At 71.6% G+C, this 13,994-nt stretch carries 14 protein-coding genes and 1 pseudogene; 7 read left to right on the top strand and 8 right to left on the bottom strand.

Going from position 1 to position 13,994, the window contains the following annotated elements:
- The first annotated feature begins 40 nt into the window (after window positions 1-40).
- The 3 genes from fusA to trmB all read left to right on the top strand — a co-directional run bounded on the left by fusA (window position 41) and on the right by trmB (window position 4,265).
- Window positions 41-2,152: an elongation factor G gene (gene fusA, locus BLR90_RS13225; protein WP_091025692.1), complete on the top strand. Its 2,112-nt coding sequence runs from the start codon at window positions 41-43 to the stop codon at window positions 2,150-2,152.
- A gap of 81 nt (window positions 2,153-2,233) precedes the next feature.
- The gene (gene tuf, locus BLR90_RS13230; protein WP_091025693.1) at window positions 2,234-3,427 is read left to right on the top strand and encodes an elongation factor Tu; all 1,194 of its coding nucleotides are present in this window, start codon (window positions 2,234-2,236) and stop codon (window positions 3,425-3,427) included.
- Window positions 3,428-3,533: 106 nt separating this feature from the next.
- Window positions 3,534-4,265 (top strand): tRNA (guanosine(46)-N7)-methyltransferase TrmB, encoded by a 732-nt coding sequence (trmB, locus tag BLR90_RS13235; RefSeq protein WP_091025694.1) that lies wholly within the window; start codon window positions 3,534-3,536, stop codon window positions 4,263-4,265.
- Here the strand turns inward: trmB and BLR90_RS13240 are convergent.
- On the bottom strand, window positions 4,255-4,971 hold the full coding sequence (locus BLR90_RS13240; RefSeq protein ID WP_143016213.1) for a tetratricopeptide repeat protein: 717 nt from the start codon (window positions 4,969-4,971) through the stop codon (window positions 4,255-4,257). The two genes, trmB and BLR90_RS13240, sit on opposite strands and share 11 nt — an antisense overlap.
- A gap of 31 nt (window positions 4,972-5,002) precedes the next feature.
- Here BLR90_RS13240 and BLR90_RS13245 point away from each other — a divergent pair, with 31 nt between their 5' ends.
- Entirely contained in the window at window positions 5,003-6,328 is a 1,326-nt protein-coding gene (locus tag BLR90_RS13245; protein ID WP_245715311.1) for an MFS transporter, read from the top strand.
- On the opposite strand, the gene BLR90_RS13250 is transcribed toward BLR90_RS13245, so the two are convergent.
- The 3 genes and pseudogenes from BLR90_RS13250 to BLR90_RS21770 form a co-directional block, all read right to left on the bottom strand.
- Window positions 6,300-7,106 carry an RDD family protein gene (locus BLR90_RS13250; RefSeq protein WP_091025697.1) on the bottom strand — a complete coding sequence of 269 codons (807 nt, stop codon included), beginning with the start codon at window positions 7,104-7,106 and terminating at the stop codon, window positions 6,300-6,302. The genes BLR90_RS13245 and BLR90_RS13250 overlap by 29 nt on opposite strands.
- 6 nt (window positions 7,107-7,112) lie before the next feature.
- Entirely contained in the window at window positions 7,113-7,601 is a 489-nt protein-coding gene (locus BLR90_RS21495; protein ID WP_245715312.1) for an alpha/beta fold hydrolase, read from the bottom strand.
- A gap of 22 nt (window positions 7,602-7,623) precedes the next feature.
- A pseudogene (locus tag BLR90_RS21770) lies at window positions 7,624-7,959 on the bottom strand (alpha/beta fold hydrolase); the annotation flags it as partial.
- 22 nt (window positions 7,960-7,981) lie between these two features.
- Between BLR90_RS21770 and BLR90_RS13265 the strand changes: the two are divergent.
- Window positions 7,982-8,977 carry a stage II sporulation protein M gene (locus BLR90_RS13265; RefSeq protein ID WP_091025700.1) on the top strand — a complete coding sequence of 332 codons (996 nt, stop codon included), beginning with the start codon at window positions 7,982-7,984 and terminating at the stop codon, window positions 8,975-8,977.
- Between the two features lie 16 nt (window positions 8,978-8,993).
- On the opposite strand, the gene BLR90_RS13270 is transcribed toward BLR90_RS13265, so the two are convergent.
- Genes BLR90_RS13270 through BLR90_RS13280 form a run of 3 tightly spaced genes read right to left on the bottom strand, consistent with a single transcriptional unit; the run spans window position 8,994 to window position 11,555 of the window.
- Window positions 8,994-9,407 carry a hypothetical protein gene (locus tag BLR90_RS13270; protein ID WP_091025701.1) on the bottom strand — a complete coding sequence of 138 codons (414 nt, stop codon included), beginning with the start codon at window positions 9,405-9,407 and terminating at the stop codon, window positions 8,994-8,996.
- On the bottom strand, window positions 9,404-10,684 hold the full coding sequence (locus tag BLR90_RS13275) for a flavin monoamine oxidase family protein (protein ID WP_091025702.1): 1,281 nt from the start codon (window positions 10,682-10,684) through the stop codon (window positions 9,404-9,406). The genes BLR90_RS13270 and BLR90_RS13275 overlap by 4 nt, the downstream gene beginning before the upstream one ends.
- Window position 10,685: 1 nt before the next feature.
- On the bottom strand, window positions 10,686-11,555 hold the full coding sequence (locus BLR90_RS13280) for a DICT sensory domain-containing protein (protein WP_170254395.1): 870 nt from the start codon (window positions 11,553-11,555) through the stop codon (window positions 10,686-10,688).
- A gap of 58 nt (window positions 11,556-11,613) precedes the next feature.
- Here BLR90_RS13280 and BLR90_RS13285 point away from each other — a divergent pair, with 58 nt between their 5' ends.
- Window positions 11,614-11,847, top strand: coding sequence for a hypothetical protein (locus BLR90_RS13285; protein WP_091025878.1), 234 nt, complete (start codon window positions 11,614-11,616; stop codon window positions 11,845-11,847).
- Between the two features lie 4 nt (window positions 11,848-11,851).
- Complete coding sequence (locus BLR90_RS13290) at window positions 11,852-12,685, top strand: FHA domain-containing protein (RefSeq protein WP_091025704.1); 834 nt, start codon at window positions 11,852-11,854, stop codon at window positions 12,683-12,685.
- Window positions 12,686-12,694: 9 nt separating this feature from the next.
- Here the strand turns inward: BLR90_RS13290 and BLR90_RS13295 are convergent, their stop codons facing one another.
- Entirely contained in the window at window positions 12,695-13,987 is a 1,293-nt protein-coding gene (locus tag BLR90_RS13295; protein ID WP_091025705.1) for a DUF58 domain-containing protein, read from the bottom strand.
- Window positions 13,988-13,994: the final 7 nt, after the last annotated feature.

Below are 13,994 nucleotides of genomic sequence, written 5' to 3' on the forward strand. Positions count from 1 at the left end.
CACCCGCACCCCAACAACTTCCGAGGGACTGAGACTTTCAGTGGCTGTCGACATCACCACCGACCTCAACAAGGTCCGCAACATCGGCATCATGGCGCACATCGATGCCGGCAAGACCACCACCACCGAGCGCATCCTCTTCTACACCGGCATCACCTACAAGATCGGTGAGGTCCACGAGGGCGCGGCCACGATGGACTGGATGGAGCAGGAGCAGGAGCGCGGCATCACGATCACGTCGGCCGCGACGACCTGCTGGTGGAAGGACCACCAGATCAACATCATCGATACCCCGGGCCACGTGGACTTCACGGCCGAGGTCGAGCGCTCGCTGCGTGTCCTCGACGGTGCCGTGGCGGTCTTCGACGGCGTCGCCGGTGTCGAGCCCCAGACCATGACGGTGTGGCGCCAGGCCAACAAGTACTCCGTGCCGCGCATGTGCTTCGTCAACAAGCTCGACCGCACGGGCGCCGACTTCTTCCGCTGCGTCGACATGATGATCGAGCGCCTCAACTCCACGCCGCTCGTGCTGCAGCTGCCGATCGGCGCCGAGGGCGACTTCATCGGTGTCGTCGACCTCGTCGGCATGCGTGCCCTCGTGTGGCGCGGCGAGACCACGATCGGCGAGGACTACGCCGTCGAGGAGATCCCGGCCGAGCTGGCCGAGCAGGCCGCCGAATACCGCGAGAAGCTGCTCGAGACGCTGTCGGACGCCGACGACGTCATCATGGAGAAGTTCCTCGACGAGGGTGAGTTCTCCGTCGAGGAGATCGACGCCGCGATCCGTCGCGCCACCCTGGCCGACAAGATCAACCCGGTGCTGTGCGGCACGGCGTTCAAGAACAAGGGCGTCCAGCCCCTGCTCGACGCCGTCGTCAAGTACCTCCCCTCGCCCCTGGACATCGACTCGATCGTCGGTCACTCCGTCAAGGACGAGACCGTCGAGGTCATCCGGCACCCGTCCGACGACGAGCCGTTCTCCGGCCTGGCCTACAAGATCGCCACCGACCCGCACCTCGGCAAGCTGATCTACGTGCGCGTCTACTCCGGCAAGCTCGCCGCCGGCGCGACCGTGGTCAACTCGGTCAACGGTCGCAAGGAGCGGATCGGCAAGGTCTACCAGATGCACGCCAACAAGCGTGAGGAGATCGCGTCGGTCGGCGCCGGCCAGATCGTGGCCGTCATGGGCCTCAAGGACACCAAGACCGGGCACACCCTGTCCGACCCCCAGAACCAGGTGATCCTCGAGTCGATGACGTTCCCGGCCCCGGTGATCGAGGTCGCGATCGAGCCCAAGACCAAGAGCGACCAGGAGAAGCTGGGCACCGCGATCCAGCGCCTCTCCGACGAGGACCCGACCTTCACGGTCAAGGCCGACGAAGAGACCGGCCAGACCATCATCGCCGGCATGGGCGAGCTCCACCTGGAGATCCTCGTCGACCGGATGAAGCGCGAGTTCCGCGTCGAGGCGACCGTCGGCAAGCCGCAGGTGGCCTACCGCGAGACGCTCCGCAAGGAGGTCGTCAAGCACAGCTACACCCACAAGAAGCAGACCGGTGGGTCCGGCCAGTTCGCGAAGGTCGTCGTCTCGCTCGGCCCCAACATCGACCCCGAGACGGGCGTCGGTGCGGGCTACGAGTTCGTCAACAATGTCAGCGGCGGCCGCGTGCCGAAGGAGTACATCCCTTCGGTCGACGCTGGTGGCCAGGACGCCCTCGAGTTCGGCGTGCTCGCCGGCTACCCGATGGTGGACGTCAAGTTCACCCTCGAGGACGGCGCCTACCACGACGTGGACTCCTCGGAGCTCGCGTTCAAGATCGCCGGCAACCAGGCCTTCAAGGAGGCCGCTCGCATGGCGAAGCCGGTCCTGCTGGAGCCGATGTTCGCGGTCGAGGTGATCACGCCGGAGAGCTTCCTCGGCACGGTCATCGGCGACATCAACAGCCGGCGCGGGCAGATCCGTGCCCAGGAGGAGCGTCACGGCGACATCGTCGTCAACGCCCTCGTGCCGCTCTCCGAGATGTTCGGGTACGTTGGCGACCTGAGGTCCAAGACCTCCGGCCAGGCTTCGTACTCGATGGAGTTCGACTCGTACGCCGAGGTTCCCACGAACATCGCCGACGAGATCATCAAGAAGGTGCGTGGGGAGTAGTCCCACCGGGCCACCGCCACGCAGCACGCACCACAACGTCAAGTACGAGTCAGGTAACAACCACACCAGGAGGAGCCCACAGTGGCTAAGGCGAAGTTCGAGCGGACCAAGCCGCACGTCAACATCGGAACCATCGGTCACATCGACCACGGGAAGACGACGTTGACCGCAGCAATCACGAAGGTGCTGCACGACAAGTACCCGACTCTCAACGCCGCCTCGGCGTTCGACGAGATCGACAAGGCTCCCGAGGAGCGTCAGCGCGGCATCACGATCTCGATCGCGCACGTCGAGTACCAGACCGAGGCGCGCCACTACGCGCACGTCGACTGCCCTGGTCACGCTGACTACATCAAGAACATGATCACCGGCGCGGCCCAGATGGACGGCGCGATCCTCGTGGTCGCCGCCACCGACGGCCCCATGCCGCAGACGCGTGAGCACGTGCTGCTCGCCCGCCAGGTCGGCGTGCCGGCCCTGGTCGTGGCGCTCAACAAGTGCGACATGGTCGACGACGAGGAGCTCATCGAGCTCGTCGAGATGGAGGTGCGCGAGCTCCTCTCCGAGTACGAGTTCGACGGTGACGAGATCCCCGTCGTGCGCGTTGCTGCCTTCCCGGCGCTCCAGGGCGACGAGAAGTGGGGCGAGTCGATCATCGAGCTGATGAACGCTGTCGACGAGTCGATCCCGACCCCCGACCGCGAGACGGACAAGCCGTTCCTCATGCCCGTCGAGGACGTGTTCACGATCACCGGTCGCGGCACGGTCATCACCGGCCGCATCGAGCGGGGCATCGTGAAGGTCAACGAGGAGGTCGAGATCGTCGGCATCCGCGAGGGCGCGATCAAGTCCACCGTCACCGGTGTCGAGATGTTCCGCAAGCTGCTCGACGAGGGCCAGGCCGGTGAGAACGTCGGTCTGCTGCTTCGTGGCACCAAGCGCGAGGACGTCGAGCGCGGCATGGTCGTCATCAAGCCGGGCACCACGACCCCGCACACCAACTTCGAGGCGAACGTCTACATCCTCTCGAAGGAGGAGGGTGGCCGTCACACGCCGTTCTTCAACAACTACCGTCCGCAGTTCTACTTCCGCACCACGGACGTCACCGGCGTCGTCACGCTGCCCGAGGGCACCGAGATGGTCATGCCCGGCGACAACACCGAGATGTCGGTCGAGCTGATCCAGCCGATCGCCATGGACGAGGGCCTGCGCTTCGCCATCCGCGAGGGTGGCCGCACCGTTGGTGCCGGCCGCGTCACCAAGATCACCAAGTGATCTAGCTGAACCTGCTTCACCGTTGACCCGCCCGAAACTTTCGGGCGGGTCAACGTCAATTTGTGTCACTTTCGGGCGGGTCAACGGGGTCGGGGAGGATCGGGGCATGAACGACAGGGCACTGCCGGCGCGACCGCACCTGAAGCTGACCGAGGACGGCCAGCGGATGCGGGAGGTGCTGAGCTACTCGCGCCGGGGGAGCCGGTTCACGCCGAGCCAGCAGGAGGCGTGGGACGCCCACCACGAGGCGTGGGTGATCCCCGACGAGGCGGTCGACGACCCGGGCTTCACGTGGTCGGACTGGTTCGGGCGCGAGGCGCCGCTGGTGGTCGAGATCGGCCCCGGCGTCGGTGAGGCGACCGGCGTGCTCGCGGCGGCGCGACCCGACTGCAACATCGTGGCGTTCGAGGTGTGGCGACCCGGGGTGGCCGCCGGCCTGGCCGAGGTCGCGGCGGCGGGGGCCGACAACGTGCGGTTCTGCGCGGTCGACGCGGCGTGGTCGGTCGAGCACCTGTTCGCGGAGGGGTCGGTCCGCGAGCTGTGGACCTTCTTCCCCGACCCGTGGCCCAAGCAGCGCCACCACAAGCGGCGGCTGGTCACCCCCGAGTTCGCGCGCCTGGTGACGTCGCGTCTCGAGCCGGGCGGCACCTGGCGGCTGGCGACCGACTGGGCGGAGTACGCCGTGCAGATGCGCGCCGTGCTCGACGCCGAGACCGGCCTGGAGGGCGGCCCGGTGGAACGCTGGTCGGAGCGCCCGGTCACCAAGTTCGAGCGCAAGGGCCGGGCGGTCGGTCGCGACATCGTCGACCTCGCCTACCGGCGACCGGTCACTTCCTAGGGGCCTTTTCCAGCAGGGCGATCTCCTCGTCGACGTAGGGATCGACCTCACCGATCGCCACCAGCTCCGCCTTGAGCATCCGCTGGATGGCCAGCGCCTCGACCGTGTGGCCGAGGTTGCGCATCGCCCAGGCCACCATCCAGCGCGCGACCCGGGTCCGGGCCGCGTCGCCCTGCCGCTCCCGTGAGCTGAGGGCGATCTCGAACGACGCGAGGGCGTCGCGCCACTCGCCGGCGTCGGCGTGCGCCATCCCGATGTTGTTGAGCAACGAGGCGTCCCAGTCGCGGGCCCGCGGCTCCCGCGAGCTGCGTGCGATGCGCAGCGCCTCCTCGTGCAGGGCGCCCTGCTCCTCCGGCTCGGCGACCAGCGCCAGCATGTGCAGGGCGTCGATGTGCAGGGCGTCGCTGCCCACCGAGTCGCGTACGGCGGCCTCGAACTCGGGGCGCGCCTTCCCGGGCGACCCGGACGACCGGAGGATCCGGCCGCGCTCGAGGTGCACCCACGCGCCGATCTCGGGGTCGGGGGCCTGGGTGACGTCCAGCAGCGCCAGCCCGTCGTCGTACCGCCCCTGGAGCCCGACGGCACGGGCGAGCTGCGTCATCAGCAGCTGCTGGTCGCGCCGGCCGGCGCCCGGGATCGCGTTGCGGAAGCGGGACTCGGACTTCTTGGGGTCGTCGAAGTCCCACATCTCTGACACATCGAGCATGTGCCCATCTTGCCGCGCTTACCCTGGCGCGGTGACAACGCCCGTCGACAACGCGGCCGGACGACGCGTCATCCACCGTGCCTGGCTGGTCGCGGCGATCACCATGGGAGCCCTGATCGCGGCCGCCGGCTTCCGTTCCTCGACCGGCGCGCTGCTGGAGCCGATCGAGCAGGACTTCGGCTGGTCCCGCGCCACCACCAGTGGCGCGGTCAGCCTCAACCTGGTCATCTACGGCCTCACTGCGCCGTTCGCGGCCGCGCTCATGGAGCGTTTCGGCGTACGCCGAGTCGTCGCCGCGTCGCTCACCCTGGTGTCGGCGGGCAGCGGCCTGACGCTGGTGATGACCGAGTCGTGGCAGCTGTGGCTGCTCTGGGGGTTCGCCGTCGGCGTGGGGACGGGCTCGCTGGCCCTGGTCTTCGGGGCGATCGTGGCCAACCGCTGGTTCGTGCGACACCGCGGTGTGGTGATCGGGGTGTTCTCGGCCGCCAGCTCTACCGGGCAGCTGGTCTTCCTCCCGGCGATCGCCCACCTGGCCGACGGGCCGGGGTGGCGCTGGGCCGCCGGACTGGTCGCGGTGTTCGCGCTCGTGCTGGTGCCGCTGGTGCTCCTGCTGATGCGCGACCACCCCGCAGATGTCGGCACGACCGCCTACGGCGCGGTGCCGGTCGTCGAGCCCGACCCGGCCGCGCTGCCCCCGGCCGCCACCGGACGACCCGAGCCGGCGGCCCGGCTGGCCGTGCGCACCCTGAGGGAGAGCTCGCGCTCGCGGACGTTCTGGATCCTGTTCGTGACGTTCTGGATCTGCGGGTGGTCGACCAACGGGCTGATCGGCACCCACTTCATCCCGGCCGCTCACGACCACGGCATGCCGCAGACGACCAGCGCCTCGCTGCTGGCCCTGATCGGGATCTTCGACATCGTCGGGACCATCGCCAGTGGGTGGCTGACCGACCGCGTCGACAGCCGCTACCTGCTCTTCGCCTACTACCTGCTGCGCGGCCTGTCGCTGCTGACCGTCCCGTGGCTGCTCGCCGCGACGGTCCACCCCAGCCTGTTCGTGTTCATCGTCTTCTACGGCCTCGACTGGGTGGCGACGGTGCCACCCACGGTGGCCCTGTGCCGGGAGCACTTCGGCGTCGAGCGGGCGGGTGTCGTCTTCGGCTGGGTGTTCGCCGCGCACATGGTGGGCGCCGGGGTGGCTGCGAGCTTCGCGGGCTGGGTCCGGCAGGTCGAGGGCGACTACCAGGCGGCCTGGCTGACGGCGGGCGGGCTGTGCCTGGGAGCGGCCGTGCTGTGCCTGATGATCCCGCGACTGGCTCGAGCGCCGCTCAACGCCGGTTCGTCAGCCGCTGCCTGAGCTCGGACTCCCGACGCAGTCGCGCCTGGTCGCGCTCGCGACGTGAGGCGACGACCGCGGCCAGGAAGTCCTCGGCGCTCGTGCCCGGCGGTGGCGCGGGGGCGACGTAGCGGCGTACCTCGTCGGCCAGCCGGCCGCCGATGGTCGTGCGGGACTGCGGGTCGAAGGTGTGGAAGCGCCCCAGGAACTGGCGGACCGCCAGCGCGAGCCCGGTCGGCAGGCTGGTGATGTCGGCCCCACGCGCCCAGGCCGCCAGGTGGGGCGGCATCTGTGAGGGGACGGTGAGCTGGAGCTTGACCCGGTCGCGTACGACGTACGTGCCGGCGGCGTAGTCGCCGAGCCGTTTGCCGCGGCTGCTGACCAGCGCCGAGAAGAAGGCCGGGACGCCGCTGAACGCGTAGATCTCGACGACGCCGATCAGCGACCGCACGAAGGCGTGCTGGAACGTGATCGGGCCGGCGTCGTCGCGCACCGTGCGCAGGCCGAGCGCGAGCTTGCCGAGCGACCGGCCGCGGGTCAGCGTCTCCATCGTGGTCGGGAAGACGAGGAAGACCGTGATCAGCGACCCGACGAGGGCGACGTGGGCCAGGGCCGCGTCGGTCTGGAGCGCGGCGACGAGGTAGAGCATCACCACCGCCATCAGCGCCATCACGGTCACGACCAGGTCGATCAGGCCGGACGCGATGCGGGCGCCCAGGCTGGCCGGCGGCAGGTCGAGCGCGACCGCCTCGCCGGTGACCAGGTCATCGGTGGTGAGGGTCGCGAACTCGTGGGCCATCGCGTCTCATCCTAGGTGGGGGCGCAGGGTCCTCAGGATGTCCGGCCTGTGCGCCAGGAGGGTGGCCAGGTGGGTGGTGGCCGGCCGCACCGTGACGGTCGCCCCCGGGATCCGGGCGCCCAGGGCCCGGCCCTCGGCCGGAGGGGAGGCCTCGTCGAGCTCACCGAACCAGAGGTACGTCGGAGCGCCGACCTCCTCCGGGTCGTGGTCCCAGGGCCGGAAGACGAGCGCCGCGTCGCGCAGGTAGCCCTCGTGGTTGCTCAGCGCCTCCCGGGCCGACGCCGCGAGCTCGTGGTCACTCACCGCCGCCAGGAGGGCCGCGTCGGGGGCGGGCAGGCTCTCGCGCCACCTGGTGGCCAGGGCACGGTCGTCGGGGTCGTCGGGCGCCATGCCCGCGACCCAGCGCTCGAACACGGGACGCGCCGCCTCGATCGCCTCCGCGACCGTCCCCTGGCCGGTGCCGATGCGCCACTGCGTCGCCACCAGCCCCAGCACCGCGACCCGGTCGGGGGTGCCGGGCGGCGCAGGTGACGGCGTAGGAGCCGCCGACGGACATGCCGAGCAGCCCGAACCGCTCCACGCCGAGCAGGTCGGTCACGGCGACCAGGTCGTCGGCGACGCTGCTCTGGCTGGTCTCGTCGGGGTCGGAGCGGCCGTAGCCGGGGCGGTTGACGGCGAGCAGTCTCACGCCGGCCTCGACCGCCGCCTGGTGGCCGGTCATCGCGGCGTGCCGTGTGTCAGGACAGCCATGGGCGAAGACCACGAGCGGGCCCCGCGCGGCGCCGCCCAGCCACACCTGGGCGCGGCGCCCGTCGGGCAGCTCCACCAGCTCGTCCACGGCGCCGACCTCCACAGGCCCAACCTAGAGTGTGCGCGTGGACCTCGACGCCTACGTGCTCGCGCACGCCCACGAGTGGCAGCGCCTGGACCAGCTGGTCCGCAGCCGCCGGCTCAGCGGGGCGGAGAGCGACGAGCTGGTCGAGCGGTACCAGCAGGTTGCCACCCACCTGTCCGTCGTACGCACCTCGGCGCCGGACGCCTCGCTCGTCGCCCACCTCTCGTCGCTGCTCGCGCGCTCCCGCAACCGAGCGGTCGGCACCCGGGTGGGGTCGTGGCGCGGCGTGCAGTCGTTCTTCGTGGAGCGGTTCCCGGCCGCGCTCTACCGGCTTCGCTGGTGGTGGCTGGGCTGCTTCGCCGCCAACGTCGTGGTGACCGCTGTGATGATGTGGTGGCTGCTGGACAACCCGCAGGTGGAGCAGTCACTGCTCTCGCCCTCCGAGGTCGACCAGCTGGTCAACGAGGACTTCGAGGGCTACTACAGCGAGTACGCCGCCAGCCACTTCGCCGCCCAGGTGTGGGTCAACAACGCCTGGGTGGCCGCCCTCTGCATCGCGCTGGGGATCCTGGGGTTCCCGGTGGTGACCCTGCTGTTCCAGAACATCCTCAACCTGGCGGTCATCGGCTCGGTCATGATGCGGCACGACCGGGGGGAGCTGTTCTGGGGGCTGATCCTCCCGCACGGCCTGCTCGAGCTCACGGCCGTGTTCGTGGCCGGCGGCGTCGGGCTGCGGCTCTTCTGGTCGTGGATCGAGCCGCGCGGCCTCACCCGCACCCAGTCGATCGCCCGTGAGGGCCGCACCGCGGCCACGGTCTCGCTCGGCCTGGTCGTCGTGCTGGCCGTCAGCGGCGTGATCGAGGCCTTCGTGACCCCGTCGGGCCTGCCCACCGCTGCCCGCGTCGGCATCGGGATCCTGGCCGAGCTCACGTTCTTCGCCTACGTCTTCGTGCTCGGCCGCAACGCCGTCCACCGAGGATTCACCGGTGACCTCGACGCCACACTGCTGGAGGACCGGGTCGCCACCCAGGCGTGACGCCTCCCGCCCGGGCTCAGCCGGTGGCCGCCATGACGGCAGCTGCGACCGAGAGCACGGCGGCACCCGCGCGCACCCGGTCGACGACCAGCAGCCGGCGGAGAAGACGTGGGTCGGGGCGCCGGAGGCGTCCGTGGATCGGTGCGGCGCCGAGCGCCGTGACGAGCACGCAGGCCGCGGCCGGCGCCACCGCGGCCAGAGCGGCGGGGGCGCGGTCGACGGCGAGCAGCCACGTGCCGGCCCCGACGAGGCCGCCGTAGGACAGCAGGACCAGCGGGACGACCAGGCGGCTGTGCCGCGCGTGGGCGTCGTCCCACGCCGCGGTCGGTGCGCTGACCAGCACGGGGTAGACGAGGAGCGTGACCGTGAGCTGGAAGCCCGCGTGGAGCGCGGCCGCCACCACCATCGCCAACGCCGGGCCGGAGGTCACGCGCCCGAGCCTGTGAGGAGCCGCGAGCGAAGGACGGCCCGGGCGGCGCGACCGCCGCTGACCAGCGCCCCCTGGATGGACGCCGTGTCGCGGTGGTCGCCGCACAGCACGACGCCACTCTCGACCACGATGCGCCGTCTCTCCGTGAACGGCTGCAGCTGGACCGGGAGCGCGTCGGGGACCTCGTAGCGAGCGAGCGAGCGCCAGCGGTGGGGCGAGGCGCCGAAGAGCTCGCCGGCGTGGCGCGACAGCTCGCGCTCGGTGGGCACCGGGCGACCGGGTCCGAGCAGTGCCGAGACCTGGACCAGGTGCTGGCCGCCCGGCGCGTACGACGGCGCAGCGGCGGACACCACCGCGGTGTTGAGCACCGGCCCGGTGGCCCGCCTGCGCCCGTCCACGTGGAGGAGTGCCCGGCCGCTGGGAGCCTCGTCTGCGGCGAACCACTGGGTCACGACACCCTTGAGCTCTCTGCCGGGACCGCCGGTGAGTCGGGCAGCCTCCCGCGCGCCGGTCGCGACCACGAGACGGCGGCAGGTCACCCGCCGACCCGCGACCCACAGCACGTGCCGGCCGTCCTCCCCGCCGATGGTCTCGACCGGACTGAGCAGGCTCACCCGGCCGTGGAGCGACTCGGCGAGCTGCTCCGGGAGGGCCTGCATGCCGGCGGCCGGCAACCCCGGCGTGCCGGCGGCGAACGCGCGAACGAGGAGCAGCGCGTAGGCCGCCGACGTCGACTGGTCGTCCTCCAGCAGCACGCCGGCGAGGAAGCGCCGCACCACCGTCCCGATCGTGCCGTCGACACCGGCGCGGTCCAGCGCCTCGCCTAGGGTCCCGTCGACCCGGTCGGGCAGCCGTGTCGCCAGGCGTCCGCGGCCCACCGACGCCTGCGCCAGCGGCAGCAGCCAGCGGACCACGGCCGCGACCTCGCGCGGACGCGTGGCGGCCGCGCGCAGCGTCGTGGGGGCCAACCGGGGGGCGTGCAGAGGGTGAGCCATCACCTGCAGTCCGTCGTCGAGACGGGCGGCGACCCCAGCCTCGAACGGCTGCAGACCCAAGGCTTCGACGTCCACCAGGCGGCGTACGGCGGGATAGCCGGGGTTGAGCAGCTGGAAGCCGCGGTCGACGAGGAAGTCGTCGACCACGTCGGTGCGGATCCGGCCACCGACGGCGTCGGAGGCCTCGAGCACGCGTACGTCGAGGCCCGCGGCGGCGAGGGTCCGAGCACAGTGGAGCCCGGCCAGGCCGGCTCCCACGACCACCACGTCGTGGTCGGTCACGTCAACGACCGCCGAAGCGGTCGACGTAGGCAACGACGCGGTTGAACATCGACGTCACCGAGGCCAGGTCGGTGACGCCGTCGTTCGGGTCGTCGGCGAGGTCGTAGAGGACCGGGCCCGCCTCGGCAAGACCTGCGTCGGCGGCGATCTGCGCGCAGATACGCGACGCGTCGCGAACCGCGGCAGGGTCGACGGTCCACAGCGACTCGAAGAGCCGGTCCTGGTCGCGCACACCCGACTGGCCGGGGAGCTCCCACGCGGTCAGCGCGACGGGCAGGTCGTTGGCGTCGCACACGACCGCCCACTCCCGACACATCGGGGCGTCCGGTGCCAGCGGCACCAGGATCGGGCCCGGCCCGGTCGAGACGGTGTCGAAGTCCGCGAGCACGAACGCCGACCGCGCGACGCGGTCGAGCTCCGTCCAGCGGTCGCGGGCCGGGGCGTAGCGAGACTCGGTCTGGAAGCTGCCGAACAGGTGGGGCCGGTCGGCCTTGGCACAGAACTCGTCCTCGATCGCCCACGACAGGGCCAGGAGCGTCGACTTGCTCAGCCGGTAGCTGTCGAGGCCGGGGTGCCGCCGTCGCAGCTCGGCATAGACGGACGCCGGGCGCGGGCGGGTGTGCTCGGCCCGTGCGGTGGCCTCGAGGATGGCGACGTCCAGGCGCACGCCGGCGTCGCGACGGCGTACGACGTCGCGCACGGTCTCGACGTCGGCCTCGGTGTAGCGGCGGTGGCCGCTGTCGAGCCGGGTGGGGGTGGGGAAGCCGTGTCGCTGCTCCCACACCCGCAGGGTCGCCGTGCTGACCCCGGTGGCCTCGGCGAGGCCCCCGATGGTGAGGGTGGGACGAGCAGGGCTTGACAAGGTGTTCATGATGTAACTGTAAACCTCAACAAGGTGTTGAGGAAGGGATGAACACAAGGAGATTGTCATGGCACTCAGCACCGGGCAGGACGAGGTGGTCGACTGGACCGACCTCGGGCAACGCATGTGGAGCTTCCTCACGGGACGTGAGGCAGCCATCCACTACAGCTTCGAGGACATGGCGGTTGAGGTGCCGCGCGACACGGGCAGCGACTCGCCCCGGGCGACCTGGAAACTCAACGGCACGTTGACCGTGACGACCACCGAGCACGTTGCCGCGACCGCCCCCCAGGAGGGATGACGTCGTGGCCGTGGTCCACGCCGCGCTCGACCTCGACCTCGAGCGCCCGGGGAGACCGACGGTGCGCACGCGGTTGCGGGGCGCCGGCAACCGCCTGACCCTGGAAGTCGACGACCCCAGTGCGTTCGCCGGTGCCGGCGACGCGGCAGGGGTCCGACGGTTCGCGGAGGCGCTGTCGAGCCAGGGGATCGCGATCCGCGTCGAGCACGGCGGCAGGCACCTCGTCACGCTCGGCGACGTCACCGCCCCGTGGTGGCAGCGGCGCGTGACAGGCACGCGCCGGATCCGCCTCGGCAGCCTGCGCCGGGCCTGGGCGGCCCGGGCCCGGGCGGGCGGCACGACGCCGGTGCTTCCCGACGCCCGCCTGCTCCCGCCGCGGACACTGCTCCCGTTGGTGCCCACCATGCGTCGCGGCCCGCGGCGTCCCGTCACCACGACGCACGACCCCGCGCGCGGAGGCAACCCGAGGCTCGTGCTCGTGCAGGAGCGTCTGGGCCCCGACGACGAGCACCTCGTCCACCGGCTCCACGACGGCATGACCATCGGCTCTCACCCCGGGTGCTCGATCGTGCTCCCGGGCCTGGCGCCGGTGCAGGCCAGGCTGCGCCACGACGAGCGCGACGAGTGGATGGTCGACGCGGTGTCCGGTGTCACCCGCGTGCACGGTGCGGCGGTCGTGTCGCAGATGCTGCGTACCGGGGCCCGCGTCGACGTGGGCGGCCACAGCCTCGTCTTCGCTCGCGACGAACATGCCGACCACGGCCGGCCCTTCGGTGGCCGCATCGGCGGGGAAGCCGGACACCAGATCCCGCAGCCCCCGCGCGACGCCATCGCCTGAGAACGGACCCTAGAGCAGCCCGCTCGCCTTGAGCTGCAGGTAGTGGTCGGCGAGCGCTGGGGGGAGGCGGTCGGCGTCGGCGTCGATGACGTCGACCCCGAGGGTGCGCAGGAGGTCCGCCGTACGACGGCGGCGGGCGAGGACCTGCTCGGCAGCGGCGGCGTCGTAGACCTGGTCGATCGTGGCGCGCTCGGCCGCCAGCCGGTCGAGCGCGGGATCGCGCACCGAGGCCAGGACCACGCGATGGTGACGGGTGAGGGCGGGGAGGACGGTCAGCAGGCCCTCCTCGATGGCGGAGGGCTCCAGCGGCGTGAGCAGCACGACCAGCGCACGCTGGCGTCCCATGCCCTGCACGGCGCCGACCAGCGCGTCCCAGTCGGCCTCGGCGATGACCGGTTCGAGGTCGGCCATCGTGTCCTGGAGCCGGGCGGCGACGTCGCGGGAGCCGGCGGAGCGCACCCGCGCGCGGACCCGCCGGTCGCCGGCCACGAAGTCGATCCGGTCGCCGGCGCGCGCGGCGAGCGCCGCGAGCAGCAGGGCGGCGTCCATCGCCGAGTCGAGCCGGGGCACGTCCTCGACCCGGCCGGCCGACGTGCGTGAGGTGTCGAGGACCAGCACCACACGCCGGTCGCGCTCGGGCTGCCAGGTGCGGACCACGACGTTGCGGTTGCGGGCCGAGGCCCGCCAGTCGATCGACCGTACGTCGTCACCCTGGACGTACTCGCGCAGCGAGTCGAACTCCGTGCCCTGGCCGCGCACGCGCACCGCCGACCGGCCGTCGAGGTCGCGCAGCCGCGCCAGCCGGGAGGGCAGGTGCTTGCGGGACTCGAACGGCGGCAGCGAGCGGACCGACCCATCGATGACGACAGTGCGCTGGCGCGCACCCAGGCCGAGCGGGCCGGGCAGTCGCAGGGTGACTCCGGTGGCCCGGAGGTCGCCGCGGCGGACCGGGAGCAGGGGAGTGCGCAGCGCGGTGCGGTCACCGGGACCGAGGCTGACGCGGTGCCGGTTGTCACTGGCGCCCGCGGTCGGCTGCCACGCGTCGCGGACCAGCGCCCGCACCCGGCGACGCACCAGGTTGGTGGCGACGAGCACCGTCTCGGCCGGGTAGCCCAGGCGCACGGCAGGGGTCGGCCTCCGGGCCAGCCCCAGCGACTCGGGCCGCGGTGCGAGCGCCCAGTCGGCCACCGTGAGGACGGCGACCGCGAGCAGCCACAGGAAGACGGTGCCGAGGCTCGGTCGGAGCACGAGCGGCACGAAGCCCAGCAGCAGGAGCAGGGGCACCCGCCCCGAGATCGCCATCAGCCCG

The sequence above is a fragment of the Nocardioides szechwanensis genome (assembly GCF_900103935.1).
Classification (GTDB): Bacteria; Actinomycetota; Actinomycetes; order Propionibacteriales; family Nocardioidaceae; genus Nocardioides; species Nocardioides szechwanensis.